Below are 26,990 nucleotides of genomic sequence, written 5' to 3'. Positions count from 1 at the left end.
ACGGAGCTTATCGAATGAAGCGGCTCAATAGTTTTTTGTCTTTGCTTCTGTGCCAATTTGTTCTTGCGGCCTGCGACAGTGCTGCAAGCAAAGACATTACCGTACCGGTCGACACGAAGATGCTAGTCGAACGGCCCTCGCCGTTGATAACGGGCGTCGGAACGCATTTCGGTATTGGTGGCAATCACAACTACGTGCCTCATAGAGGGGTAGTCCTTATCAACGAGTTGGGAGTCGATTCCTATCGTGACGATGTCCCCTGGATTGATTTCGACCCGGATGGCGACGGTCGATGGAATGGCCAGCCTGCCAGACTATTCGCCTTCATGAAAATGGCATCGCAAAAGCCGCTATTGGTGGCGGGTTATCCCAACCAGAATATTGAAGGGGCCAATCCACCCATCAATGCGGAGGGGCGCAGGCATTTCGAGACCTTCATCGGCGAGGTTGTAAAAGCCACGGCGAAATTCGATCCGATTTACGAAATATGGAACGAATGGAACATGAATGCGGTTCGGCTTGAGAAACGCGTTCGTGGTGCCGGAACGCCTGACGATCCGCGCGCTGCGACCTATTATGCGCAGCTTGCGAAGTCCGCTTTGCCTGTGGCGCGTGCGGCGGCACCGTCTGCCACTGTGCTTTATGGCGCTGTCGGAGATGACATCGGCTGGGCCTGGGCCAAGGCTATGGTTCAAGAGGTCAGTGCCGGGCCGGACGTCAGCCTGTCAGTGCATCTTTATAACCAGTGTGAAGCTGAGTTGCGCAAACGCACTGCGACTGAAATGGTCGACAGACTTGAAAAATTGCAGGCAGAAATCTCTCCGGGTGCGCCGCCGCGACCTGTCTATGTAACAGAATTCGGATGGCCGACTGCCAAACACCATTGTGGTATCGAGCCGCAAATCGCTGCAGCAAACATGGCGCAATTTTTTCTCTGGTCGGCCGGGACGCCGTGGCTTAAAGGCGCATGGGTTTACCAGCTCAAGAATTCGGGAAAGAAGGAGGACGATCTCGAGGATAATTTTGGGCTCTACGACTACGACTACAAACCGAAACCTGAGGCATGCGCGGTGCGTGAAGCTGTAAAGCTTATCAAAAGCTCCAAGCGATATGCCCTGCAACGTCCGCATCCCGATCTGTTTACACTGCAACTGGAAACACCCGTCGGCATGCGCCTCGTAGCGTGGACGACGGCGAACACAGGAACTGCGCAACTGATTGCGGACGCAACCAGCAGGCCGACAGCAAAGCTTCTATGTAACGGACCTTTGGCATTTACAGGTGACGCCATCCAGATTGGTCCGGAACCTGTGATACTCGATTTTCCGCAAAGCGGTCCGACCGAATTGAAATTCAATGTATCCGGATAAGCACATTTCCGGTGCAAACGGGTGTAAAATAACTTTCTGCATGGAAACAACGGTTTTACCGTGATATTGTAGAGAGATATGTTGTCGATGGTTTTTGCTTTGTTTTTATTGGAGCGTTAAGTTTAATCTCCGTAATAATTCGATTTTTAAGTGCGTTTATCGGAAATATATTTTTTGGGCAGGCCTTGTGCTGATGTGCCTTAGACCAAGAATGAGCTGTCTATTTTATAATTATACAACTTCGACCCAAAACTTAATTTATTAAATTTAGAGCTTACTGCCATAATGAAGATATTACACGTGTGCGAAAGCATAATTGGCGGGACAGGCTCTTATCTTGCCGAGCTGATACCTCATCAGGTGCGGGAGTATGGAGCCGAGAACATTGTTCTTCTTATTCCCGAATCTCAGATGTCGTTTCTCGATCCGTCGGTTGTTGCTGCACGGCCAAGTATTATCACGTTTCATCGCCCACGCAGGCTCTGGGGTACGCTTTTTCTGCTGCGTCAGTACGTTAAGGCGTTGATGTCGATCAAACCTGATGTGGTCCATGCCCACTCATCGATTGCAGGTCTGATCGTCCGGACGTTGCGATGTTCCAGACGCGCGAAAATCGCGTTTTGCCCGCATGGCTGGTCGGTGGATATGAAGAGCGCCCATCGCATACGTGCGATCGCAGAAATCACTGAGCGCCTGCTGGCCAGGCTGCCGGATGAGATCATCGTGATTTCTCAATACGAATATAAGCGGGCACTTGAACTTGGCGTAAGGCCCGAGAGGCTGCGTTATATTGCCAATGGCATCAGCAAGGATGTGCCGAGTGTTCAAGCGGCAGAGTGGAAGGACAACCGCAGCAAGGTGCTTTTTGCGGGGCGGTTTGACTACCAGAAGGGGTTAGACGTTCTGCTCAAGGCTGTGGATGGACTGGAAGACCGTATCAGTGTACGCCTCGTCGGTGAGGTGGCTGTTGATGGTAACCTCAAAGTGGAAGAATTTCCGCCGTCCATCACCAAACTCGGCTGGCTGGATCGAGATGGTGTGGCGGCACAGATGAAGAGCAGCGACATCATCGTCATTCCCTCCCGCTGGGAAGGTTTTGGTCTGGTTGCCGTGGAAGCCATGCGTCTTTCCAAGCCGGTCGTTGCATCGGCTGTGGGTGGCCTGAAGGAAATCCTCGGCAATGGCGGATTTGGTTATCTCGTCCCCCCGGAAGACGACCGCGCCCTGCATGATTTCCTTGCAAATCTGGATGCTGAAGATCTTCGCAACATGGGTGAGCGCGGCAACACGCGCTTTCTTGCCGAATACACATCTGACCGTATGGTGCGGGCAATCGACGCAGTCTATACAGAAATGGTCGGGTCGAAATATCGCGCCGCGACAGTGCAATCGGCAGAGGAATTCTCTCGATAGCATCACTGTGTTCATGGGCTGCCACGTACAGGCGGTTCCGTGCTGGATGAAGACGCGATAGGGCAGAGTATCACCGCTTAATGTTGAAGGTACTGACGAGACTATTTATCCGCCGCAGCATCAAGGTATCGGAAAAGCCGTTGCGCAGAAGGATTGACTTGGGTGACGTGGCTGCGCCGTTCCCGCTTTATGCGATCGGTGATGTGCATGGCCGCCTTGACCTGTTGCTGGACGCCGAACGTAAGATCATGCTCGATCTTGAAAAGAACAACGCGCAAGGCGTTATTGTCATGCTCGGCGACTATATCGATCGCGGGCCGGATTCGGCAGGTGTGGTTCAGCATCTTTTGGAGCGTCCACCTGAAAATATCAGACGTGTCTGCATCTGCGGCAACCACGAAGACGCATTTCTGGACTTTATGCGAAATCCTCGCAGCAATCTCTGGTGGCTGGATTTTGGTGGCCGTCAGACACTTCTTTCCTATGGTGTCGATGCAGACTATTTTCTCGGTGGGCGTGGAAGGCCTGAGGAAGAATTCAGGCGTGCCATGTTCGCAGCCGTTCCCCAGGAGCATGTCCAGTTTATGAGCAATCTGCCTGTATCTCTCAGATCAGGAAAACATCTCTTCGTTCACGCTGGCGTCAGGCCGGGCATACCGCTTGAAGGGCAGACTGACCAGGATCTGATGTGGATTCGCGAACCGTTTCTGGTGGAGGGGTCACGCTTGCCGCTCACTGTCATTCATGGCCATACACCTGTGGAGGCGCCACAGGTTGGTCCGGGCCGGATCGGTATCGATACAGGTGCTGTCACGACCGGCCGGCTCACAGTGTTAAAAGTAAAAGGTGAACGCCCAACACTTCTTGTCTGACGTGTTATGCTTTCGCATTGGCACATCGCACCTGCTTTTTTGCATGGAAAGAAGGTTAGTTGAGAAATATGTGCCGATTATTGCGCCAATGAAGAGGGCTGTGCATTTCGCACGCTGCCGAGTTGGCAGCCGATCAAAATTCGTTTATATATGATTAACAGTTGAATCTGGCGGCGATAATTCCAAGATTCTCGAATTGTCGATTTTATGTTTCTTTTTTTGTTGATTTTTGGATTTTTTTTCTAGGCTGGGGAGCGGTCTTTCGGACGACATGCCAATCGAAAAAGCGGGTTCGTCCTGCTCGGGTTGAAGCGCTGTGGAGAGCGTGGCATATGATTTCCGGGTAAAGCCTGAGAGGTATATTTCTTGTTTAGGTATTTTGATAATAAATTTATTATTGCTACTATTCTTGGTTTTGGTGTTGGTTCTTGGGGGATGGCGCAAGCGCAGACCGTCGAGCCACAGCCGACCGAAACTGCACCTGTCGCACAAGACGTGCAAGCCTCTTCGCCACTGGCTCGCGCCGAAGGGGAAGCTGCCGGAGATTTTCTCAAACGCGTCATGGACGTCAGTCCGTTGGAAATTTCGCGAGCAACTGAGGGTCTTTTGAAGGCGACGCCCGGAGATCTTGGGGCGCTGGTGACGATTGCCATTGCCGAGGGCACGCCGCGTACGCTGGCGGCGGAACTGATGAAGGGGCTGACCCTGGCCGCCGATGCGGAGCCAGTTGTCATTGCTCAGCAGGCGTCTGCCTTTGCATTGGCAGAACCAGGCAATGTCGCATCGATCATTTCTGTTGCCCGCGAGACGAACTCTATTCCGCTATCGGAAGTATTTGGTGAAGGGCTTGCGCTGGCGGCAAACACGCTTCGCGCGGCTGGGGGAGATATTACGCTTGCTGCAGCCATCCAGACGCAGGCGACGTCGCGTGACGCGCCGCTCGCTCTTTCTGAAGCCTTTCTCGACAACACATTGCTGACGGCTGCCGGCGCTGCGGGAGCCGCTGGTGCTGGCGCTGGTGGCGGCGGAGACATTACGGGTAGCGCGACTAGCCCGTTCAGTGGTGGTGGAGAAAACAATACATCGGAACCGGTCACACAGACTGCTGGCGTGGGGGCGCCGACAAGTCGTACGAGAACGATCACATCAACGGCGACGACCGGTACAACGGCTGAGACCAGCCCTGTTCTGCAATAATGTGGACCCGGCTTTACGCCGGTTCCCCGACCTTACCTCGGCAAGTCATTGTCAGAAGTAATATTCAAATTTGTTTTTATGTAATGCCTTTATTGAGAAAAAGACTTCGGAGGAGTGTGATGCTCCGGTTGTCGGCTTTTGAAAAAAAGCTTGGAGCCGGATCGCCAGTTTGAACCGAACTTTTGTTACGAGGTGAGAATTGCAATTGCTCCACAGACCCGACCTGACAAATGTAAGCACCCATCAACCTGATGAGCCAATGCAGTTCGAACTCAGCGATTTTGACGCTGTTTTCGCTGTGATAAAGAGACAGTGGCGCGTTGTCGCTGTCTCTGTTTTTGCCGCTATTTTACTTGGTGCCGGTTATCTCGCGACGGCGGTACCCTTGTATACGGCGTCAGCGAAAGTTCTGATCGACCGGACAAATGGACAGGTGGTTGAGCAACTTTCGACTGTTGGCGCTGTTGCGGACGAGGAAGCATCCGTTCTCAGCCAGGTGGAAGTGCTGAAGTCTGACACGATCGCCCTCGCTGTTGTCGACAAGTTGAACCTCACGGAAAATCCACAATTCAATTCCGGTAGCGGTTCGATCATTGGTACAGCGGTTGGCGCAATTCGCTCCGTTCTCAACATCGGCGGCTGGTTTGCAGCTGAAAGTGAGACGGATGCGAAAGACGAGGCTGATCGGAAGCGTCAGCGTGCGGCAGATGCTTTGCTCCGCAATCTCGATGTCTCGCGTGTTGGAAGGACTTATGTCCTTGAAGTTGAATATACGTCGGTATCGGCGCAGCTTTCTGCGGATGTCGCCAACACGATCGCATCGGAGTATTTGCTCGATAAGTTGAATTCGAAATACGAAGCAACACGGCGCGCCAGCGACTGGCTGAGCGATCGTATTGCCGAACTGCGCCAGAAAGCACTCGAAACAGACCTTGCCGTTCAGAAGTTCCGTGCCACCAACGGCCTTGTCCAGGCTGGTAATGGTCTTGTCTCCGACCAGCAGCTTTCCGAACTGAACAGTGCACTCATCGCAGCGCAATCGGATACGGCGAAAGCGCGGGCTCGTTTGCAGCGGATTGAAACGATCCTGTCTTCGGACGAAGTGGATGCCGTTGTTACCGATATTCTTGACAGCACGGTCGCCAACGATCTGCGAAAGAAATATCTGGAGTCTTCGAAGACCGAGGCGGAAATCTCCGCTCGTCTTGGAAGGCAGCATGTTCAAGCCGTTCGCCTGCGTAATGAAATGCAGGAATACAAACGCCTGATGTTCGAAGAAGTCAGCCGCGTTGCGCAGAGCTACAAGAGCGATCTCGAAGTCGATGCCGCGCGCGAACAGCAGTTGCGGGAAAGTGTAGAGCAGGCCAGTAATGTTTCCTCGACGGCCAGCGAAACGCAGGTTCAGTTGCGTGAACTGCAACGCGAATCCGAAACCTACAAGAACCTTTACCAGACATTCCTGCAACGCTATCAGGAAGCGGTTCAGCAACAGTCCTTCCCTGTCACTGAAGCGCGCGTAATTTCCAATGCGACGCCGCCGAACCGGGCAAGTTCGCCCGTCAAGCCTCTGATCCTGGCATTCTTTACACTCTTGGGTGGTGTCGTTGGTATGGGCGTCGGCGCCGGCCGCGAATTCAGGGACCGCTTCTTCCGTACGGGAGATCAGGTGCGCGAGGTGCTTGGGCAGGAATTCCTTGGCAACGTGAACGAAATTGACGGTAAACCAGTTTCGAACGCTGCTGACGGCTACGACAAGAGCCGCGCTGTTCTGAAGACCTCAAGCGTCTCCGACTACGTTATCGAGTATCCGCTTTCTTCAATGGCAGAGACGCTAAGAAGCGCAAGGCTCGCCATTGATCTCAACCTGCCGTCGAAGCAGTGCCGCGTCATCGGTGTTGTTTCGACGTTACCGGGCGAGGGAAAGTCGACCATCTCGGCCAACCTTGCCGAACTTCTTGCCAATCAGGGCGCAAAGACCGTTCTGATTGACGCCGATATTCGCAATCCCGGCTCAACGAGAGCCATGGGCCGCCACGCCAAGGCCGGGCTTCTTGAAGTGTTGCTGGATGGTGTCGATTATCGCGATGCGCTTCTGTTCAATCAGAAGACTGGGCTGGCGTTCCTGCCAACCGTTGTAAAGCAGCGCGTAACGCATTCCTCCGAATTGCTGATGTCGGGGGCTATGCGCAAGCTGCTTAGCGATCTCGGTGCCGAATTTGATTATGTGATCGTGGACCTCCCACCGCTCGGGCCGGTCATCGACGCTCGCGCGATCGGTACGCGTATGGATGGCTTCATTTTTGTCGTGGAGTGGGGCCAGACAGCGCGCCGTGCGGTTCGCAACGTACTGGTACATGAACCGGTGATCCGCGACAAATGCCTTGGCGTTATTCTCAACCGTGTCGATCTCGAGAAGCTCAAGCTCTATCGGGCCTATGGTTCGGGCGATTATTATAACTCTCGGTACACTGGATATTATCACGACGAAAAATGAGAATGGGGATTGCTTCTGTCGTCAAGCCAGAGGCAATCCTCGCCGGAATGTTTGATGTCCGTGGACGATTGCAAGCACCAGACGCTTCCCGTCGATTTCGTGATACGCACCAAGCGTCGATAAGCGCTTCAGCGGTTGGCAAGGATGGTTGAGGTGTTCCTTTTTTTTTTAGGGCATCAACTTGATAAGCATCAATAATTTTTAGAATGAATTTTCAAGGGTTATCGCATTGAGGGGAAGTCAGCCCAGTCACTGGCGCAGTTTCGTGACACGCCACTTGTCGGCGGGTCTCGTGCTGATTGTGACCTGCTGCGTTTTCGCAATCTCTGCAAAAGCTTTTATCGAGACTGCAAAGTTCTCCTCTCTTTCCAGGCTCGCGACTGCGGCGGGACGGAGTGGCTCCATTTCCGACAGGGCGCTGGACCGGGCTGTTGAGAAATTGCCTGCTATCGTCAATGAAAACGTCTGCCGCTCGACCATTCTAAAAGCCGGGATGCGGCTGCTGTTGCAGGATGTTGATCGCAAGAGCGAGGTTCAGGCGCCGCAGGAGTGGAAAGCGACGCTTGCCTTTGCCGAACACTATCTCCGCCACGGCATTGCCTGTCTGCCTCAGGATGGGGAGTTCTGGTTGCGCCTGGCGATGATACGTTCGCTTCAGGTGCCGTTTGCAGAGGAGGTCGCAGCGCTGACAAACATGTCGCAATTGCTGGCACCCGCCGATCCAGATGTGCTCGAGGCCCGCGTTGCATTCTGGAAACAGTTGTCCGAACCCGCTTTGAGCATGACAGCAACGGCACGTCAGGCTGATTTCGCGCTGCTGTGCTCTCGGGCCGGTACGGGGGTTCGCGGAAAGGTTGGCGATGTCTGCACCACGGGAAACTGATCTATTCCCAGACGTTGTGACTGGGCGTCATCGAAAAACATCAGCGGCTGGCATTACCGGGCGGATGGCGCAGCCGGTTCTCAGCTTCCTTTTGAGGCCACGTGATGCCGCGCACGCACTGCTCGTTGTCGCGTTCTGGTTTGCTCTGTTCTTTGGCCTCTCAGACTATGGTGCAGTTAGTGAGGAAATGAGGGCGACACTGGCACCGGCGATTTTTGCGCATCTGTGCGTCTCGCTGCTGCTGTTCGGCGTGCCGCCGCATGCCCGCAACATTGTTACGATTGCCTGCCTGTTGCTGCTCACAGTCATGTTGCTGGTATATCTTCAGACGATGCCGGGTATGTTTTCTGCTCATCCGGCCTGGAAGTCGGCTGGATTGTTCACATCTCATCCACCCGACCTGATTGCGTCCATAACGCCTGCGGACGACCGTTTCGCGCTGCTTTCGGTGGCGCTGCCGTTTGGTTTTTTCATCAGTGCCCTTGTGTTGTTCGATACGGACGATCGGGCTCGGGCGGCGCTGAGAGTCTTCGCGGTTGGTGGTGCAATCATCAGCTTTCTCGCGCTTGTCCAGTTCCTGGCCTTCCCGTCGCGGCTTCTGCTGAGTGAAAAGTTGTATTACCGCGATAGCCTCACAGGTGTTTTCGTCAATCGCAATACGGCGGCGACTTTTTTCTCCGTGACGCTGTTGGTCGCCTTGTCGCATTTCTGGCGCGCGGCCGCGCAGACAGATCTGCCGCGGGTGTGGGCAATGGCCAACAGCAACATCAAACTCTATGCGGAGGACCGACGCAGATTGCTGCGTGCTGTTATGTGGGGCGGCTCTTGCCTCGTCGTCTTTCTGGCGTTTGTCCTCACACAATCGCGGGGTGGGGTGGCGGCTGGTCTCACCGGTCTCGTTTTCCTGTCTGCTATGATGGTGCTGAAACCTGATTATCTGGCCAAGCACAGTGTTCCCGGAGCGGTAAGAGCCTCGCGTCGTCGGCGTCTCGTCGTACTGATCGGTATCGTTGTCGTCGTGTTGCTGATGGCACTGGTGTTTTCAGGGCAACTTCTGTTGCGTGCATCAGCCCTCGGCTTCGATGATGCTCGCTTTTGCTTCATGCCAGGTATTTTGACGGTATTGAGTGACAATTTACCCTGGGGTACCGGATTGGCGAGTTTCGCGCAGGCCTATGCTCCCTATCATAATCCTGCATGCGGCATCGATACGTTGCTGGTGCGGGCGCACAACGTTTATCTGGAAGGCATGATCGCCTTTGGCTGGTTCTTTGTTCCGTTGGCTGTTGTCTTTGTCACAACATTGATGCTGGTTTTTGCGCGGGGAATGCGCAAGCGCAAGCGTTACCGATTTGCCGGTAATCTCGGTTTTGCCCTCCTTCTCGTTCTGGCGCTCCATTCACTGGTTGACTTCTCGATCCAGATCCCTGGGTTTGCCATCAGCTTTGCTACTGTGGTCGCACCACTTGTGACGATTTGCGTCAGGCCGAGTGGACAAGAAGGAAAACGCAGACGCCGGTCTTCAAACGGTGTAAGCGGTGAACAGGAGATGCATAGTCTGCCGGTTGAGGTGGTGTCGGCTGGCGCATCCGGTATGGACCGATAACGGGTATTGTATGTCGGTCATCGCCCCGCTCATTTTTCATGAGGATTATTAGACCGGGTCAATTGCAGAAGCTGTTGCCGTTGCCGTCGACAAAGCAGCTGTTCTGGGTTGCCCCGCGATTGCCCCTCTGCTGCGTCGGACGTTCAGTCCGGGTTCCCAGTCTGTTACCCCCCATGTGCCCGCTCGGTGGTTGACCAGATCCACGATAGATCTCGAAATTCTGGTTGCCGTAGGTGCCGTGCGCACCACCGCGTCCATCCGGGGTGACTTCAAGATTCTTGTACTGCTGGCCATGAGCGCCGCTGCCGACAGCAAGAGCGATTGCCGTTGCGACGAGAGCAAGTCTAAGAGGTGAGCGCCTGTTCATTGTCTTCGCCTTCCTGCGGAGGTCAGAGTTATTCTACAGTAGAGATGTCCGGTTCGAAATAAATTTCGCGTGCAAAGGCGAAAAGTTCGAGTGCAAGGGAACAGAAATTGGCGCGGAACAAGATAAAACCGATCAGTAAAAAAGAATACGTTGTCTCAGGTCTGAAACGCCATCGAAAAAACAAGGATTTGAGGCTTCATCAGTGCAATGCGCAGGCAATGCCTCGTTTCGGCAGGGCGATATTCAAAGTCGCTTCAGGTTCGATTTTCCAGGCGAAATCGGCGCATAAAACAGAGCCGTCAATCAGCTTCATTTATAGGCTTCACAATCCTGTAACAACGGCCCTAATATATGAATTGCAGATGCCGAATCGGTCAGGAGACGCCCTTGACGATTGCAGTTTCACCACAGGCCCTGCCGGCGCTCGTTTTGAACGCAGACTATAGGCCACTGAGTTATTACCCCTTGTCGTTATGGTCCTGGCAGGACGCGATCAAGGCTGTATTCCTAGACCGTGTGAACATTATTGCCGAGTACGATCACGCGGTCTCGTCCCCCAGCTTTTCTATGCGGCTGCCGAGTGTCGTCAGCCTCAAGACCTATGTGCAACCAACCCGCAACCCTGCATTTACGCGCTTCAACGTTTTCCTGCGTGACAAGTTCGAGTGCCAGTATTGCGGTTCTCGGGATGATCTCACGTTCGATCACGTCATTCCGCGCGCTCATGGCGGCGAAACAACCTGGCACAACGTCGTGGCGGCGTGCTCACCATGCAATCTCAGGAAAGGGAGCAAGCTTCCCAAGCAGGCGGGCATGTTCCCCTATCAGAGGCCTTTCCAGCCGACGGTTCAGGATTTGCACAATAATGGGCGGTCGTTTCCGCCGAATTATTTGCACGAGAGCTGGATGGACTATCTTTACTGGGACACGGAGCTGCAACCCTGATCTGTAAGGGTCGCAGCTTCGTTTCTGATCAGGCGCTTTTCCGGCTTGCACCAAAAAACGCAACGGCCGAAAGAGCGAGGCTCGCAATGACGTTCCAGCCTGCGAAAGACAAGCCGAGCACGCGAAGCGCTGCGTCGTTGCAGGACGGTGCCTTAATCGCGTTGAGATTGCCAAGCAGATCGCCTGCATTTGTGGTGATTGAGGGTGCGCCGGTGGCACAGGTGATCGGCCCTGGCCAGAAACCCCACTCAACGCCGGCGTGATAGGCACCCATTCCGGCACCAATCAGCATCGCGATTCCGATGAGAAGAAGAAGTAGACGCGTGATTCCCGCAGGAAGCCTGAAGATGCTGGCCGCGACTGCAAGAATACCGATCGGGATAGCGTAATAATAAGGGTCTCGCTGCAACAGGCAGAGCGCACAGGGCGTATAGCCTCCGATATGCTGAAACCCCAGTGCGGAACCAACGGTAAAAATCATTCCTACTGTTACTGCCAGCGCGGTAAGGGTGCGGCTGTTGTCTGCGGACGTTGCATTGGCCATGTAATTTTCCTCAAACTTCGCGAAGAAGCGATACCCAGAACGGGATCAAAGAAGGCGGGCGCGATGGCGGAATTAAGTCGCACATCGAAGAGTGCGTTCCCGTGGAATCTGGAAGCGCTTTAGCCCTCTAATCCAGTCTTCTTTCGCTTGCAAACAAAAGCCTGTCCGTCATCTCGCAGGATGCGAGCAAAGTTTCGTGAGGTCGATGCGGCAAGAGCATTTAAATGGTCGGATTTCTTCGCTTTGGTGGGGAAGCCGCTACGAAAAGATTCAATAAAATCAAACTGATTTTTTGAAAATGGTACCCCAAGCCGGGATCGAACCAGCACTCCTTTCGGAACCGCATTTTGAGTGCGGCGCGTCTACCAATTCCGCCATTGGGGCAACGGTGGTAATGCAACGGCGTCTATCATGGTTCTGCGGGAACGTGCAACCCCAAACCTGTCTAATCTCGCCAATTCTGTCTCTTTCCTGAGCGGCTGGATTTCCCAGTGCGAGACACCTTCCAAAGCGCGTTAATCCTGCATTAGCAATCATTGATAAATTGGAATATGCGCAATTGCTAATTGAAGTATTATGGCGATGTGGATTGTCCATGGGGGGACACGGGATAGCAAAGAACGCCCAAGGAGGAAAATATGCGCTCGCTTTCTCGCAATTTGTTGTTGTCTGCATGCCTGGTGTTTCCAATTAGCGCCAATGCGCTGGATATTGGCATCGGCGGTGAAAATGGGATCAATGCCAGCGTTGGTAGCAACGACAGTGGTGGTCTTGGTGTTGGCGCTTCCGTTGGTGGTAGCGGTGGTGTGAATGCCAGCGCGGACGTTGGCGGGAATGGAAGTGGCGGGCTCGGGGCAGATGTAAATGCTTCGGTGGGCGGCAGCAGCGGCGTCAATGCCGACGTCAACGCGTCTGTGGGCGGGTCCGATGGTATCAATGCCGGTGTTAATGCGTCTGTCGGCGGATCAAGCGGTCTCAATGCTAGTGTCGGTACCAGTGTCGGCGGATCAAGCGGACTCGGTTTGGGGGTCGGCGTTGGTCTCGGAACGAGCTCGACGGGAACGCCGGGAAGTCCAGGCAGCCCGACAACACCTGGAGGAGCGGCCAATCCGGGTGGGGTACCTCCGGCTGTGATTCGCCAGGCCGTTCGTGCCTATAACGATATGTCGCGCACTGAGCAGATCAAGCTTGCACGCCGTTGTGTTGATATCCTTGGCGGTGGGTACGATGCGGCGTTGACGCAACTTTGCAAGATGATCCGGACAGCGTCCCGCTAACGTCATGAAAGCCCCAGGACGCGATGGAGGGCGCTCGAATGCGCCCTCTTTCGTTCTAGCTTCAACTGCCCTTACGGCCGAATGACATAATTTTCTGGCGAAGGCTTCGGGCGAGATTGCGTGTGCTGCGGTACATATCTACGTGCGTTGAAACCTGGCGCACGTCGCGGTCGCTGTTTTGCGCCAGGCCGACAATCAGCGTGCCCATTTCCTGCCGTTCCTGCCAGAAGCGGCTCATGATTGGGTGATCGGGCACTGCACAACTATCACTGCGCAAAATGTTGGCGTCGTCCAGGTGCCAGTCTGTCAGCTTCTGGATCAGCAACTTGCCAGGTGAGTATTTCGAATAAGACTCATCGAAAGCAGTTTTCCAAGTGTAAGCCTCACCTGCGGTCATGAAAACGACGATCGAGGCAATGGCACTTCCGTTCAGATCAATCGTATGGATGCGAACCGCGTCTGCTTCCGCGAGATTGGTGATGGCTTCGCGCGCGAATGCGGCGCGGTAACGGTCATTCACCAACGCACTGCGCTTGCGACCTTTCCAGCCGCTTGCCTCCAGCGCCAGAAACTCCTCCATACGGTATCGTATGTCTTTTGCTTGCCGGCTTACGGTGTAGGACACGGCCCCCAGTTTTTCGAGTTGGCGCCACTGCCGGCGCATCTCCCGCAAATGGTGTGGTGCAAGTGCTTGCTGGAGGTAGGTTTCTCCATCTTGCAGGCTCTCCAACGTCGGGCGTTGATATGTGCCGGTTGTCGTCAGGGGCAGGTTGCGGCTAAGGGCAATGGCTTTGACCAGTCGCGCGAACGGACCGTCCAGTCTGATATCGGGCAGAACCAGAACGTTCGGAAGCTTCATTTCCTTATCAGCAAGCGCATCGAAAAGATTATCGAGGGTCTCGGCGGCGCCTTCGGTGTCGACGAGCGGTGTCCCCAAAGGACCGAACGGATTTGCCCAGATGCGAATGATCGAAGGCCCGATGGCAAAACCCGGCTTTTCGACGGTAAACGGCATCAGAAGCCGCATCCGGCTCCTCGCCCCATTCTCATCGCGAATAAGGGCAAAGCGGACCGACTTGTCCTCAAGGCGCGGCATGGCTGGCGCGAGCAATCGTCCGGTAAAGAAGACATTTGCTTCCATGACGCGGTTCGACAGGAAATCGAGTTCTTCCTGCATCTCGTATCCGAGCTGACCAGGGTAGATACAGAACTCGCGTCCTTCACGCCCGACACGCTTACTGCTGTCGGCAACAGGACGATCCTTCGCCGACGAGGCGACGAGCGCCGCAATCCGCGGGTCCTGAAGGTCCGGATTCTTGGGGTCGCTGGACATGGCCACCGTTAAACCGCCTTCCCCGTGTCAGTATTCGCCCGAAGATCGTTGAAGGCAAAAAGCACGATCCCGAGTGTGCGGCGAATAGCGACATGCAATAGCACAGCTTCAATCAGCATTGCCATTGCAGCGGCACCCGCAGCCCCAGCCAAACCATAGACCGGAATGAGCAACATGTTGAGTGCAATGTTGCAGCTAAAGATAAGAATATAAAGAAAAACACACAACTTCTGTTTGCCGGCCATATTGAGCAGGGTTTCGCCCGGTCCAATAGCAGCCTTTGCCAGGAAACCCGCAAACAGAAAGAACATCAGTTCGTAACCCTGGGTAAAGGCTGCGCCGAATAGCGACAGCAGAAACGGACCTGCGGCAAGGACCACCAGCCCCATGAAAAGAGAGGGCCAGAACGCCCAGCGGGCCGCTTGGCTTGCGAAGCTCGCAAGTCCGCGCCGGTCATCAGATGCGATGAGAGCAGCCAGACGGGGTGCGGCGGCAGCCTGAACCGAGAAAAACACGAATTGCATCAGCACGATGGTTTTTGCAGCCGCGAAATAGATGCCGACCTGGTCAGGAGGCAGGTAGAGGCCGACGATGACAACGTCGGAGTTCGTCATCAGGAACCCGATTCCATCGATCAGGAACATCGGGAAGGCGAAGCGCAGCCAGTGGCGAAAGTGAACGACGCGGGATGTGCTGTGGAAGTGGCGGTTGAGCCGGCGGTTCATGAAAATGAAGTGGAGAAGGGTGGCGACGTAGGTTGCTGCCAGTGCGGTCAGCATCGCTGTGGTCGCGGTTTTGTCTGCCCCAAGAGCGATAGCCGTAACCATGAAGACAAGAATGAGCACGGGGCGAATTATGTAGGTGGGGCTGAGTGCCGATATGGCCCAGCCATTTGCGCGTGCCGTTCCGTTCAGCACGTCGCCCAGTGCTACCATCGGTAATGTGAAGAGGGCCAGGAAAATTGGAATGACATAGTAACTGGCAATCCGTTCGCCGAAGAAAAACAGGAATGCCAAGCCGAAAACAGCGACTGTGCTGGCTGAAAGCATGGCGAAGACCCGGGCAGTCGAGGTGAGGCCCATGATCTTGTCATTGGCATCTTCCAGTTTGTAACCCGGCAAAAACCTGATGACGGTCGCGTGAAAGCCAAGACAGGACAGATTGCCGAAAAGGATGACGAGGACCCAGACAAAAGCAAAGATCCCGTATTCGAACTCGCCCATCAGGCGCGCAAGAATGATCTGGGAAAAGAATGCAATGCCGGCACTGACGATGCGAACCGCAAATGCGACCAATGCCATCCGCTGTGCGCGTGCGACGTCATCGCGACCGGAGACGATTGCGGAAAGCTTCTCCAGCACGGGAGCAAGTTTTGTCCGCAGGCCCACGGGCAAGGCTTTTTCCACCGTGTTCAGGATAGCCATGATCCGCACGCCATCATTTCCAGTTGAATGGTGGTTCAACTGTAACAGACCCAACCTTAACGAAGGGTTTGGGAGACGTTGTGCGCCGATGGATGTGTCGGCACCTGTGTCCTGCGGACCCCGTTGAAGAGGAAGAGGGCGAGATCATTCTGGCGCAACGCCCGATGCAAAAGATAGGCAAGCCCAATTGTTGCGACCACGATGACACTGAATTCGACAATGGGGGGCAGGCTAACAGCGATAAAGGCCGTGCCAAACGCATAAATCAAAGGATGATGCACGAGATAGATCGTGAAGGACGCATCCGCCAGTCTTTTGAGGATAATGTTAGGCCGAACGAAAAAACGGCAGCAAAAATCCAGGAGAAGCCGCGCAGCCGCAATCGCGGCGACCGCGGAGGCCAGAACCTGCCAAACCGAGTTGCCGTAGGGGTGTTGCAGCCGTAGCATCACCGCGGCCGAGATGGCAACGACTGCGAGACATACTGTGCCTGGTCCAGTTTGACGAAATCTATGAAACAGCGCCTTGTCACGGTTGAGGAGCGCACCAATGAGGAAAAACGGTAGATAGCGAGCGTAGGGATCTGATGCACGATCGTAAAAGCTCAGAATATCGTTTTCCCTGCCTCGCGCCATGAGAGCGGTTGCGTAAACGGCGAGCTCCCACAAAATCGCAAGCATGCAGATGGCAGAGAGAAAAAAAAACGGATGTCGGCTTTTCAGCCGTTCGCAGGTTTGCTTGATTTGAAGACCCGGTCGCTGTTGCCCAAGAAACAAAATAGCAGCGAGAAGCACTGAATAGAAAAGCAGGGCTGGCAGGAACCACAGATGCATGATCCAGCGCGAACTCAGCGCTAAAGTTTGCGGCAGCCTGCCGATCACCTGCTCGAAACTCGCCTGTCCCTTCACGATCTCGGAAATGTCCAGCAGAAAAAGTTGTAGCGGTCCAAGAACAACGATGGCTGCAACGAACGGAATACCAAGACGTAAAAATCGGGATTGCAACCACGCACCGCCTCCCTTTTTCCCAATCGCCATGGCTGAGAAATATCCGGCGACCAAAAAGAAGGTCGGCATGCGGAACGTGGTCAATACGATACCGAGAATGGTAAGGACCGGACTGGTTTGGAAATCCTTGAGGCTCCAGCTGATCGCATCGCTATAGAGCAGAGATGCATGGTAGGGCACACCGAGCAACATAAGGCCCGCCCGCAAAGGATCCCAATAGTGTTCGTGCTGTGCGCTGCCCGCTTGCATTGCCACCCCGCGCCGCAACGCGATTTATTCTGACCGGAGACATCTTCGCGCGACTATTGGTGGAAAACACTAATAAACAATTCACGCGCCGGATGCGGCGGGTGGCAGCTTTCGCCCCGGGACAAGGCCGAGGACCAGCACGCAGCCAGCGGTAATCACCACCGCTCCAAGAAGCTGCAGGGCCGTCAGAGGTTCGTTCAACACAAAGGCGCCGACAAGGACGGCAACGATCGTCACCACGAACTCCACGCTGATGGCTTTCGTGGCCCCGATGTTTGATACCAGACGGAAGTAGGTGATGTAGGTCAAGCTACTCATCATCACGGCCAGAAGGACGAGATAACCGTAATCTGCGAGGCTGGGAGTAACGGGAACCGGCACGGCAAACAGCAACGGCAAGGTCATCAAGCCGCCTGCCAGAAAGGCACCGATGGTAATCTCCCAGGAACCGGTGCCCTTGAGGTGCCGGCTTGCATAGTTACTGCCGTAAGCCGCACAGAAACAGGCGGCGATACAGGCAGCGCATCCAAGAACAAACGAGATGGTGACGGGAACTGCGGGAAAGCCGACGAGCAGGATTATGCCACCGAAACCGAGTATCAATCCAACCAGTCCCTGTCCGGTCATGCGTTCCAGTCCCCAGAGCTGCGAAATCAGCATGGAGAAGAGAGGAATTGTGGCGACGAGGATGGCTGCCATGGCCGTGCCGATCAGCGGAGTGGCATAGGATAGGCCGATGAGTTGGCCTGCCACAGTGGTCGCACCCACGATCGCAAAGGCCTTCCACCCTGCAGAAAACTGCAGCTTTCGTCCCGTGAGGCGCGCAATCAGCACGAGGCTAAGGCTTGCGATGAGGCAACGCAAGGTAACGGCCCCGATCCACCCGAAAACCGAGACAACGTGCAGCAAAAGCAGAAAGGACAAACCCCAGGCGAGCGCCAGAAAAATGTATGCAGCAAGGTCACCAGGCTTCATGGCGGATCGTCCGAAAGTCGTTTTGAGAGGAATTCAGGCGGGAGCGATCACCGCCGGGGCGCATTCAAAGCAAATCGCCCGCGACCAAAGTCGCGGGCGATGGAAACGCCACAGGTTTTTAGGCCTGCTCGTAGACACCGTGGCAATGCTTGTACTTCTTGCCGGAACCACAAGGGCAAAGTTCGTTGCGTCCAATCCGCCCCCACGTCGCCGGATTGTTCGGGTCACGGTCTTCTGCCGATACAAAAGCAGGAGACTCCTGAGCCAACTCGTCTTCTCCGGTGACAGGATCGAGATGGTGTGCCGTCATTTCCGGAAGTTCAGGCTGCTGCGGCTCTTGCTGAACCAGTTCAACGCGCATGAGCTGTGCAGTCACGGCTTCACGCAGGTTTGTCAGTAGCGACTGGAACAGTTCAAATGCTTCGGCCTTATACTCCTGCAACGGATCACGCTGGGCATAACCACGGAAACCGACGACAGAGCGCAGATGGTCAAGGTTCACGATATGCTCGCGCCACAGGTGATCGATCGTCTGGAGAACGACGGAGCGCTCTACGTAGGTCATGATATCCGGACCAAACCGCTCTGCGCGTTCGGCTGCAAACTTGTCCGCCGCTTCCGTTATACGATGCAGAATATCGTCTTCGGCGATGCCTTCTTCCTTGGCCCACTCGTCCACCGGCAGATCAAGGTTCAGGAACTGTGCGACGCCAGCCTTGAGGCCTGCAATGTCCCACTGTTCAGCGTAAGCATTTTCGGGAACATGCTTCGTAACAAGTGCTTCGATAACTTCATGGCGCATATCGGCGACGGTTTCGCCGATATTGTCGGCCTCCATCAACTCCAGGCGCTGCTCGAAGATTACCTTGCGCTGATCGTTCAGAACGTCGTCATACTTCAGCAGGTTCTTACGGGTTTCGAAGTTGCGTGCTTCGACCTTCTTCTGCGCGCGTTCCAGAGCCTTGTTGATCCAAGGATGGACGATCGCTTCGCCTTCCTTCAGACCAAGCTTCTGCAGCATCGAATCCATGCGATCCGAGCCGAAGATGCGCATCAGATCGTCCTGAAGTGAAAGATAGAACTTCGAACGGCCGGGGTCGCCCTGACGGCCGGAGCGGCCACGGAGCTGGTTGTCGATGCGACGGCTTTCGTGACGCTCGGTCGCGATGACGTAAAGACCGCCAGCAGCGAGCGCCTTTTCCTTCAAAATCTTGATCTCGGCGCGGATAGCCTGTTCCTTGGCATCACGCTCAGCGCCGTCTTCCAGACCTTCCAGCTCGCGCTCAAGGCGCATGTCGGTGTTGCCGCCGAGCTGAATATCAGTACCACGGCCAGCCATGTTGGTCGCGATCGTGACAGCGCCGGGAACGCCAGCCTGCGATACGATGTAAGCTTCCTGCTCGTGATAGCGAGCATTCAGAACCTGGAAATTCTCAAAGCCGGACTGGCGCAGCAGATTCGCCAGCAATTCGGATTTTTCGATTGAGGTCGTGCCGACGAGAACCGGCTGGTTGCGCTCATGCGCAGCGATGATCTCGGTGATGATCGCCTTGTATTTTTCTTCGCCTGTCCGATAGACCTCATCATCCTCGTCGATACGCTGGATGGGCAGGTTGGTCGGAACTTCGATGACATCAAGGCCGTAGATGTTGCCGAATTCTTCAGCTTCCGTTGCCGCAGTACCGGTCATGCCGGCAAGCTTTTCATACATGCGGAAGTAATTCTGGAACGTGACCGAGGAAAGCGTCTGGTTTTCCGGCTGGATCTGAACCTTTTCCTTGGCTTCCAGCGCCTGGTGCTGGCCTTCGGAATAACGGCGACCCGGCATCATGCGGCCAGTGAATTCGTCGATGATGACGATCTCGTCATTGCGGACGATATAGTCCTTGTCGCGCGTAAAGAGCTTGTGAGCCTTCAGCGCGTTATTGATGTGATGAACAATCGCGACGTTTTCGATGTCGTAGAGCGATTCGCCCTTCAAAAGGCCGGCCTGTCGGAGCAGGTTTTCCAGCTTTTCGGTGCCATCCTCGGAGAAGTTGGCCGAACGCTGCTTTTCATCGATCTCATAGTCTTCCGGCGTCAGCAGCGGAATGAACGCGTCGATGGTGTTGTAGAGGTCGGAACGATCATCCAGGGGACCAGAGATGATGAGCGGTGTGCGCGCCTCATCAACAAGAATGGAGTCAACTTCGTCGACGATCGCGTAGTTATGGCCGCGCTGCACCATCTGGGCGCGATCATATTTCATGTTGTCGCGCAAATAGTCGAAACCGAGTTCGTTGTTTGTCGCGTAGGTGATGTCGCAAGCGTAGGCTTCACGGCGCTGGTCGTCGTCGAGGCCATGGACGATAACGCCCGTCGTGAGGCCAAGGAAACCGTAGAGGCGACCCATGATGCCAGCGTCTCGCTTGGCCAGGTAGTCGTTGACCGTTACGACGTGAACGCCCTTGCCGGACAAGGCGTTGAGGTAGACTGCGAGCGTTGCAACGAGGGTCTTGCCTTCGCCGGTCTTCATCTCGGCGATGGCGCCCTGATGCAGGATCATACCACCCGTCAACTGAACGTCGAAGGGACGCATGCCAAGCACACGGCGCGAGGCTTCGCGGGTGACTGCAAAGGCCGGGATCAGAAGATCGTCAAGAGACTTGCCGTCGGCGAGCTGCTGGCGGAATTCCACAGTCTTTGCCGCGAGAGCTTCGTCAGAGAGAGCCTTCGTGGCTTCCTCCAGCGCACTGATAGCGGCGATCTTGCTTCTGTAGGAGCGGACGCGGCGATCGTTTGCCGAACCGAACAACTTGCGGGCGATACCGCCGAGACTGACCATCTTACTGGCCCTTTCTGAAATTCCGTTTTCCCGGGCTGTTCCGACTTTGCTGCTGGATATCACCAACAAATGACGGACTTCGCCCTGAAACGTATCTGGACGCGAGGTTGCGTGACAGATAAGAGGGGGGGCAAATGATGTCAACGGTTCTGCCCGTTACAGAATGGCCACAATCAGGTGTTTGGAAGTTTTTTCAGAGCCGGAAACCATGTCTGGAGCCGGCGTTGTCTCCGAAAGGTTCAATATGTTGCGCTATAATAAAATTGCGGCTGCGGTGATTGTGGCTACCCTCGGCCTTCAGCTTCCGGTTTTTGCACAGGAAGATGCAGTTGTTGCCAAGGTCGGCGATCTGGAAATTCACCAGTCCGAACTCGATCTCGCCATGAGCAATCTTGATCCTCAACTCGCGCAGCTTCCCGACGAACAGAAGAAGGTCGCCGCCCTTTCCGGCGCGATCGACGTCAAGCTTCTGGTAAAGAATGCCTCTGCCGAAGGTCTGGAAAAGACCGACGATTTCAAGAAGCGTATGGCCTTTATTCAGGACCGCGAGCTGCACAACGCCTACTTCCGTAAGCACGTGGTTGACGCCGTTACCAATGAAGAGGTGAAGGCCCGCTATGACAAGGAAGTCGCTTCTCTCCCACAGGAAGAGGAAGCGCATGCCCGTCACATCCTCGTAGCGACGGAAGACGAAGCCAAGGAAGTTATCAAGCAGCTTGATTCGGGCAAGGATTTCGCCGAAATCGCCAAGGAGAAGTCGACCGATTCCAACAAGGATGAGGGCGGTGATCTCGGCTGGTTCGGAAAAGGCCGCATGGTGCCGGAATTCGAAGAGGCCGCTTTTGGTCTTGAAAAGGGCGCCTACACCAAGACGCCGGTCAAGACCCAGTTTGGCTTCCACGTGATCAAGCTCGAAGACAAGCGCATCGCGCCTCCTCCGGCTTTCGAGCAGGTCGAGCCGCAGGTTCGTCAGCTTGTCATGCGTGACAAATATGTTGCCCTGATCGAAAAGGCGAAAGCCGACCAGAAGGTCGAGATCATGGATGAAGCGCTGAAGAAGGGCTATGACGAAGCCAGCAAAGAACAGCAGCAGCCGCAGCAGTAATTTCCGATTTTTGAGGGCGGCCATTGGCCGCCCTGTTTCCATATCCGACAGTTGTTCCCAGAAAAACTTCAGGCGTCCTAATGTCCGTTGCCGTTTCTCCGCTCGCTCCCAAATCCTATCCAGACATGCCGGCCCTGCGTGGCGTCCGCATGGCGACGGCTGCCGCCGGTATCAAGTACAAGAACCGTACCGACGTGCTTCTCATGGTCTTCGACAAGCCGGCTGCAGTGGCAGGCGTGTTCACGAAATCCAAGTGCCCGTCTGCGCCGGTGGATTTTTGCCGTGCAAATCTTGCTGGCGGTGTTGCCCGTGCGGTCGTTGTCAATTCCGGCAATGCCAACGCCTTTACCGGGCTCAAAGGCAAGGCGGCGACCGAACTCACTGCCAAATCTGCTGCCTCGGCAGTTGATTGCTCTGAGCGTGAAGTTTTTCTGGCATCAACCGGCGTGATCGGTGAGCCATTGGATGCGACGAAATTCGCCGGTGTTCTCGGTGATATGAAGGCTTCTGCCGCTGCCGATTTCTGGCAGGAAGCGGCCAAGGCCATCATGACCACGGATACCTACCCGAAGGTCGCGACCCGCACCGCAGAAATCGGTGGTGTAAAAGTCACGATCAACGGTATCGCAAAAGGCGCCGGCATGATCGCGCCTGATATGGCGACGATGCTGTCTTTCGTCGTCACGGATGCGGATATCGATGCGGCTGCGTTGCAGTCTCTTCTGTCAGCGGGAGTTGGACCAACATTCAACTCGGTAACGGTCGATAGCGACACGTCGACATCCGACACCCTGATGCTGTTTGCAACAGGTGCTGCAGCCGAGGATGGCCAACTCAAGGTCGTAAGTGCCGATGACGAGCGTCTTGGTTCGTTCCGGGCGGCGTTGAATGATCTTCTCAAGGAACTTGCGCTTCAGGTCGTTCGCGACGGCGAAGGTGCACGCAAGATGGTAGAGGTGACGGTTACTGGCGCCGAAAACGATGTCGCAGCCAAAAGGATTGCGCTGTCCATTGCCAACTCGCCGCTGGTCAAGACGGCGGTCGCAGGCGAAGATGCCAACTGGGGCCGCGTTGTGATGGCTGTCGGCAAATCAGGCGAAATGGCAGATCGTGACCGTTTGGCAATCTGGTTCGGCCATGTTCGCGTTGCGGTGAACGGGGAGCGCGACCCGGATTATTCTGAAGCTGAAGCAAGCGCGGTGATGAAGCTGGAAGATATTCCGGTGAAGGTGGATATCGGTCTTGGTAACGGCACAGCGACGGTCTGGACCTGTGATCTGACCAAGGAATATGTCGAAATCAACGGCGATTATCGGAGCTGACCGTTGGAGCCGAACAGAATGCATGACAGTGCCGTCAACTTGCCGCTCGTTCGCCGTCTGGAAGCTGTCAGTTTCCGGGCATGGCCCGCTTCGTCAGTGATTTATGACGGTAGCTGGCAGATCCGCCTGACGGGATCTCATCCCTCCAAGCGAATTAACAGTGTTGTACCGCTCGATCCATCCGACTACGGCAATTGCGCCATCAGGCTGGAAAGGGCACGCAAGCGTTTCGAGGATTTCGGGCGCCCGCTGGTGGTGCGTGAAACGACGCTGATGCCACCGCAACTGGCGGACTTTCTGATCGAGGACGGCTGGAACGTCTTCGAGGAGGTCAAGGTGATGACCGCTGACATCTCCGCTCTGGAGTTGCCGGAAACTCTCGTAAGCCTGCCAAGTCACGATATCGGTCGTTTCGTCGAAGCAAGCCTGAAGGTTAGTTGCGGTGATCCTGCCCTTCGTCCGGCGGTTGCCGAAATCGTCAGTTCAATCAAGCCGACGCTTGGGTTGTTCATCAATGAAGAGGTCGAGGGCAGTCCCCTTGCGACCGCAATCTGCGTACAGGACAACGATCTCGCAGGCATTCTTTCGCTCGACGTTGCCAGCGGCCATCGGCGCAGCGGTCTTGGCACGCAAATGCTCGCATCGGCCTTGCGGTGGGCCCGTATCAGTGGTGCGAGAACGGCTTGGCTACAGGTCGTTTCCACCAACGCTCCGGCGATCGCGCTTTATGAAAAATTTGGCTTCACGCAGGCCTATACTTACCGCTATTGGCAAAAGGCAGGCGATAAGTGAGCGGGGCGGAGAGAAAAATCCTTCTTGTTGCTGCGTGCGCGCTTCTGGATCAGGACGGGCGTATTCTCTTGGCTCAAAGGCCGGAAGGTAAGTCACTTGCAGGTCTCTGGGAGTTTCCCGGTGGCAAGGTGGAGCAAGGCGAGACACCCGAAGAAACTCTTGTGCGCGAGCTGGAAGAGGAACTTGGTGTCAGCACGAAGGTCGCCTGTCTGGCACCGCTGACTTTCGCCAGCCACACCTATGAGACTTTTCACCTCTTGATGCCCCTTTATGTCTGCCGCCGTTATGAGGGCATTCCGCATGGTCGTGAAGGCCAGGCGATCAAATGGGTGAAGCCACAGGCTTTGCGCGATTATCCAATGCCGCCAGCCGATGAGCCTCTCATACCATTTCTTCAGGACTTGCTGTAACCGCCGAATTCGACATGGTCGTTAACGTAACAGCTTCGTGAAACGCCGGTTTTCCACAGGTTTGCCGTGCCAAAATGGGGCCTGCGTTAACAGATCATTCAGCACCATCTGGCAATTTCGTTCTGAATAAGCGGAAAATTGCACAGCATGAGGTTTGGCGATGAATGAGGATTTCTGGAAGACGGTTGAAGACCGTCATTCGTATTCCAATAAATCCCGCCGCACCGGCGTGCTCAATGTCGCTCTGCTGTTCGGAACTGCTGCCATTGCGCTTTCTCTGATCCTGACGCCCATGCTTGCGGGTAAATCCTCGACACGGGTCGCACAGTATCCCGACAATATCGACATGATATCCACTGGATCTATCCGTAAGAACAATGTCGATACGGGCAAGACGTATTCCATCCGTCGCAGTATCACCCAGCCAATGCCTGAAATGCCTTGCGTCGTCACAGGTTACAACAACGAGCGCGGCTGCTGATTTCTGCCAGTTCGGTAACGAAATCCAAACGCAATGCCCCTAAGAATGACCGCGTTTGTAATAAGGCATATTACGTTTCGCGGGGGCGAGCCGGATGTTGGACGGTGAAAATCGACTGGCGGGATGTTTCCGCCGTTTCTTCAAAAATGAAAACGGTGCCACAATGGTCGAATATGGGCTGATCACGGCCCTGATTTCGGTTGGGATCATCGCTGGCATGCGCAGTATTGGCACCCAGATCGATGGCGTTTTTCAGATTATCATCGACACGTTCGCGGCCTATGTCAGCTGATTGATCGTTGCCTTCAGGACAGCTTGACCTCAGTGGTTTTCAGTGCGTCGGCAAGCCGAACCTTGGCAGAGCCCGGTTTCAGCGGTTTTTGCTGGCTCTCATGCGGTGCCCAGCCAGAGACATAGATAATCGAAAATGTTGCTCTGATGCGGCCATCGGGATCTGAATAACGTTCCGCATAAAGCTCCGCTGCACGCATGAAAAACGCGCGGTTAAGCGGTTTGCGACTGCGGTCCTTGAGTGGGTTTGCCATGCCCATGGCGCGCAGATCTCGCATCAGCGGAAAAATCGAATCGTAGCGAACCGTGTAGGATTCAGCATCGGTCACCGGGAGTGCAAAACCAGCGCGCTGCAACAGCGCGCCAACGTCACGCACATCAGCAAAAGGAATGACCCGTGGACTTGCGCCGCCAGTCAGTTCGGCCTCGGCGGCCAAGAGAACGTCTCGCAGCTCGTGAAGCGTACCGCTGCCCGGTATCGCAGCAAGAAAAAGACCATCCGGTTTCAGCGCCCTGCGGATCTGGATCAATGTGCCTGGAGTATCATTGGTCAGGTGCAAGGCCAGTGGTGATACGATGAGATTGGCGGACGCTTCCGTCAGCGGCAGGTGTTCCATCGAGGCAACCTGCGGCAACTGTCCATCAAGTTCGAAACGAGTATCCGTCTCGATGCGCTGAATGCTGTCGATTTTGCCGGTTTCCGTCAGCCGTCTGGCAGTCACCCCGGTCGCGCCATGGAGTTCAATCGCGGTTTCGAACCGACGTTCGACGATGGCCAGGCGGTCAGCCAGTTCTTCCGCTGCCATATCGAGAAGAAACAAAGCCTTGTCGTCGCGCCTGTTCCACGCTCTCCGGCGGTTGGCCTCGATCAGCGCTTCGTCAAAAAGAATATCCATCGTCAGCCTGCTTCGGCTCTTTCGCCGTTTTATTCGGCAAGCCGTCTTTCATATCGCTCTCGCAAAGGCACCCGTTCGAAGCTAAAGTCAACCTCATGGGTGCTGGTGTAGGGCTGTTTTCCATGTTCGGGACTGTTAAGGCGATGGGGCGGTTTGCTCTTCGATCGGTCTTTCACATCGTCTATCCACCGACCTGTGCCGCCTGCGGCCGGATGACAGGTGCAGATGGCGCGCTTTGCCCCGAATGCTGGCGGGATGTGGGCTTCATAGAGCGCCCCTATTGCGAAGTTCTTGGAATTCCATTGTCCCTCGATCATGGAGACGGTGTCGTCAGCGGTGAGGCCATCGCCAATCCGCCGGCTTTTGACCGGTTGCGGGCGGTTGCGATCCACGATGGTGTCGCCCGCAAACTGGTCCACCGTCTCAAATATCAAGATCGGACCGACCTTGCTCCTTTCATGGCGTCATGGATGCTGCGGGCAAGTGAGGGGAGGGTGGGGGCCTGCGATTACGTCATTCCGGTCCCGTTGCATCGCCGACGTTTCACGCAGCGGCGTTTCAATCAGTCGGCGGAGTTGGCAAGACATCTTGTAAGGCTTGCCGATAAGCAGTTGCTTGCCGGAACGCTTCTGCGCGTCAAACCGACAGAGCGGCAGGTTGGCCTTTCAGCGCGTGCACGGCAGGACAATGTGCGTGGTGCCTTTGCGATCGCGCCCGGTCATGAAACGGATGTCGTCGGAAAGCGCATTGTTCTCGTTGATGACGTTTATACAACCGGCGCGACGGTGGCCGCTGCGGCCCGTGTTTTGAAGAAGGCCGGTGCCGCCGATGTGACCGTTTTGATCTTTGCAATGGCTGTTTCCGGCCCTATATGAATCACCAGTGAAAATGAAAACCGTGTGCTGTCGCACAT

At 55.2% G+C, this 26,990-nt stretch carries 24 protein-coding genes and 1 tRNA gene; 16 read left to right on the top strand and 9 right to left on the bottom strand.

Going from position 1 to position 26,990, the window contains the following annotated elements; all coding sequences use genetic code 11:
* Positions 1 to 14: 14 nt before the first annotated feature.
* From HWX89_RS06205 to HWX89_RS06175, 7 genes are all read left to right on the top strand, one after another.
* Positions 15 to 1,370 carry a glycoside hydrolase 5 family protein gene (locus HWX89_RS06205; RefSeq protein ID WP_138793507.1) on the top strand — a complete coding sequence of 452 codons (1,356 nt, stop codon included), beginning with the start codon at positions 15 to 17 and terminating at the stop codon, positions 1,368 to 1,370.
* Positions 1,371 to 1,670: 300 nt separating this feature from the next.
* Complete coding sequence (locus tag HWX89_RS06200; RefSeq protein ID WP_178340642.1) at positions 1,671 to 2,783, top strand: glycosyltransferase family 4 protein; 1,113 nt, start codon at positions 1,671 to 1,673, stop codon at positions 2,781 to 2,783.
* Positions 2,784 to 2,950: 167 nt separating this feature from the next.
* A complete protein-coding gene (locus HWX89_RS06195) occupies positions 2,951 to 3,655 on the top strand; it encodes a metallophosphoesterase family protein (protein ID WP_353505665.1) in 705 nt (234 codons plus the stop codon).
* 435 nt (positions 3,656 to 4,090) lie between these two features.
* Positions 4,091 to 4,852, top strand: a complete 762-nt coding sequence (locus HWX89_RS06190) for a VirB8 family type IV secretion system protein (protein ID WP_138793504.1) — start codon at positions 4,091 to 4,093, stop codon at positions 4,850 to 4,852.
* Positions 4,853 to 5,111: 259 nt separating this feature from the next.
* The gene (locus HWX89_RS06185) at positions 5,112 to 7,346 is read left to right on the top strand and encodes a polysaccharide biosynthesis tyrosine autokinase (protein WP_138793503.1); all 2,235 of its coding nucleotides are present in this window, start codon (positions 5,112 to 5,114) and stop codon (positions 7,344 to 7,346) included.
* Between the two features lie 265 nt (positions 7,347 to 7,611).
* A complete protein-coding gene (locus HWX89_RS06180; RefSeq protein WP_138793502.1) occupies positions 7,612 to 8,229 on the top strand; it encodes a hypothetical protein in 618 nt (205 codons plus the stop codon).
* Positions 8,207 to 9,835, top strand: a complete 1,629-nt coding sequence (locus HWX89_RS06175) for an O-antigen ligase family protein (protein ID WP_138793501.1) — start codon at positions 8,207 to 8,209, stop codon at positions 9,833 to 9,835. Before HWX89_RS06180 ends, HWX89_RS06175 begins: the two co-directional genes overlap by 23 nt.
* A gap of 58 nt (positions 9,836 to 9,893) precedes the next feature.
* Here HWX89_RS06175 and HWX89_RS06170 read toward each other — a convergent pair whose 3' ends face one another.
* A complete protein-coding gene (locus HWX89_RS06170; RefSeq protein WP_210271302.1) occupies positions 9,894 to 10,202 on the bottom strand; it encodes a hypothetical protein in 309 nt (102 codons plus the stop codon).
* 387 nt (positions 10,203 to 10,589) lie between these two features.
* Between HWX89_RS06170 and HWX89_RS06165 the strand changes: the two genes are divergently transcribed.
* Positions 10,590 to 11,147 carry an HNH endonuclease gene (locus HWX89_RS06165; protein ID WP_138793500.1) on the top strand — a complete coding sequence of 186 codons (558 nt, stop codon included), beginning with the start codon at positions 10,590 to 10,592 and terminating at the stop codon, positions 11,145 to 11,147.
* A 28-nt stretch (positions 11,148 to 11,175) separates the two neighbouring features.
* On the opposite strand, the gene HWX89_RS06160 is transcribed toward HWX89_RS06165, so the two are convergent.
* Complete coding sequence (locus HWX89_RS06160) at positions 11,176 to 11,691, bottom strand: disulfide bond formation protein B (RefSeq protein ID WP_138793499.1); 516 nt, start codon at positions 11,689 to 11,691, stop codon at positions 11,176 to 11,178.
* Between the two features lie 299 nt (positions 11,692 to 11,990).
* A tRNA-Leu gene (locus HWX89_RS06155) sits at positions 11,991 to 12,075 on the bottom strand.
* A gap of 254 nt (positions 12,076 to 12,329) precedes the next feature.
* Here HWX89_RS06155 and HWX89_RS06150 point away from each other — a divergent pair.
* Complete coding sequence (locus tag HWX89_RS06150; protein ID WP_138793498.1) at positions 12,330 to 12,968, top strand: hypothetical protein; 639 nt, start codon at positions 12,330 to 12,332, stop codon at positions 12,966 to 12,968.
* A 61-nt stretch (positions 12,969 to 13,029) separates the two neighbouring features.
* Here the strand turns inward: HWX89_RS06150 and HWX89_RS06145 are convergent, their stop codons facing one another.
* The 5 genes from HWX89_RS06145 to secA all read right to left on the bottom strand — a co-directional run bounded on the left by HWX89_RS06145 (position 13,030) and on the right by secA (position 20,780).
* Positions 13,030 to 14,301, bottom strand: a complete 1,272-nt coding sequence (locus HWX89_RS06145; protein ID WP_138793542.1) for a GNAT family N-acetyltransferase — start codon at positions 14,299 to 14,301, stop codon at positions 13,030 to 13,032.
* Between the two features lie 8 nt (positions 14,302 to 14,309).
* The gene (gene uppV / locus HWX89_RS06140; protein ID WP_353505658.1) at positions 14,310 to 15,734 is read right to left on the bottom strand and encodes a Wzx-type polysaccharide biosynthesis protein UppV; all 1,425 of its coding nucleotides are present in this window, start codon (positions 15,732 to 15,734) and stop codon (positions 14,310 to 14,312) included.
* 47 nt (positions 15,735 to 15,781) lie between these two features.
* The gene (locus HWX89_RS06135) at positions 15,782 to 16,981 is read right to left on the bottom strand and encodes an acyltransferase family protein (protein WP_138793496.1); all 1,200 of its coding nucleotides are present in this window, start codon (positions 16,979 to 16,981) and stop codon (positions 15,782 to 15,784) included.
* Between the two features lie 81 nt (positions 16,982 to 17,062).
* Positions 17,063 to 17,956 (bottom strand): DMT family transporter, encoded by an 894-nt coding sequence (locus tag HWX89_RS06130; protein WP_138793495.1) that lies wholly within the window; start codon positions 17,954 to 17,956, stop codon positions 17,063 to 17,065.
* Between the two features lie 118 nt (positions 17,957 to 18,074).
* Positions 18,075 to 20,780 carry a preprotein translocase subunit SecA gene (secA, locus tag HWX89_RS06125; RefSeq protein WP_138793494.1) on the bottom strand — a complete coding sequence of 902 codons (2,706 nt, stop codon included), beginning with the start codon at positions 20,778 to 20,780 and terminating at the stop codon, positions 18,075 to 18,077.
* Between the two features lie 244 nt (positions 20,781 to 21,024).
* On the opposite strand from secA, the gene HWX89_RS06120 reads away from it, so the two are divergent.
* The 6 genes from HWX89_RS06120 (at position 21,025) to HWX89_RS06095 (ending at position 25,182) form a co-directional block, all read left to right on the top strand.
* Positions 21,025 to 21,885, top strand: a complete 861-nt coding sequence (locus HWX89_RS06120; protein WP_138793493.1) for a peptidylprolyl isomerase — start codon at positions 21,025 to 21,027, stop codon at positions 21,883 to 21,885.
* Between the two features lie 80 nt (positions 21,886 to 21,965).
* A complete protein-coding gene (gene argJ / locus HWX89_RS06115; protein ID WP_138793492.1) occupies positions 21,966 to 23,207 on the top strand; it encodes a bifunctional glutamate N-acetyltransferase/amino-acid acetyltransferase ArgJ in 1,242 nt (413 codons plus the stop codon).
* 18 nt (positions 23,208 to 23,225) lie between these two features.
* Entirely contained in the window at positions 23,226 to 23,999 is a 774-nt protein-coding gene (locus tag HWX89_RS06110) for a GNAT family N-acetyltransferase (protein WP_138793491.1), read from the top strand.
* Positions 23,996 to 24,409: an 8-oxo-dGTP diphosphatase MutT gene (gene mutT / locus HWX89_RS06105; protein WP_138793490.1), complete on the top strand. Its 414-nt coding sequence runs from the start codon at positions 23,996 to 23,998 to the stop codon at positions 24,407 to 24,409. The genes HWX89_RS06110 and mutT overlap by 4 nt, the downstream gene beginning before the upstream one ends.
* 160 nt (positions 24,410 to 24,569) lie before the next feature.
* Positions 24,570 to 24,890 carry a hypothetical protein gene (locus tag HWX89_RS06100; RefSeq protein ID WP_138793489.1) on the top strand — a complete coding sequence of 107 codons (321 nt, stop codon included), beginning with the start codon at positions 24,570 to 24,572 and terminating at the stop codon, positions 24,888 to 24,890.
* A gap of 94 nt (positions 24,891 to 24,984) precedes the next feature.
* A complete protein-coding gene (locus HWX89_RS06095; RefSeq protein WP_178340641.1) occupies positions 24,985 to 25,182 on the top strand; it encodes a Flp family type IVb pilin in 198 nt (65 codons plus the stop codon).
* A gap of 13 nt (positions 25,183 to 25,195) precedes the next feature.
* On the opposite strand, the gene HWX89_RS06090 is transcribed toward HWX89_RS06095, so the two are convergent.
* The gene (locus HWX89_RS06090) at positions 25,196 to 26,077 is read right to left on the bottom strand and encodes a methyltransferase domain-containing protein (protein WP_138793488.1); all 882 of its coding nucleotides are present in this window, start codon (positions 26,075 to 26,077) and stop codon (positions 25,196 to 25,198) included.
* 95 nt (positions 26,078 to 26,172) lie between these two features.
* Between HWX89_RS06090 and HWX89_RS06085 the strand changes: the two genes are divergently transcribed.
* Complete coding sequence (locus HWX89_RS06085; RefSeq protein WP_138793487.1) at positions 26,173 to 26,952, top strand: ComF family protein; 780 nt, start codon at positions 26,173 to 26,175, stop codon at positions 26,950 to 26,952.
* Positions 26,953 to 26,990 lie beyond the last annotated feature (38 nt).

This window comes from Rhizobium sp. RM (genome assembly GCF_013390595.1).
GTDB lineage: Bacteria > Pseudomonadota > Alphaproteobacteria > Rhizobiales > Rhizobiaceae > Agrobacterium.
The sequence above is the reverse complement of the archived record's forward strand: the minus strand, read 5'-3'. Positions and strand labels throughout refer to the sequence as shown.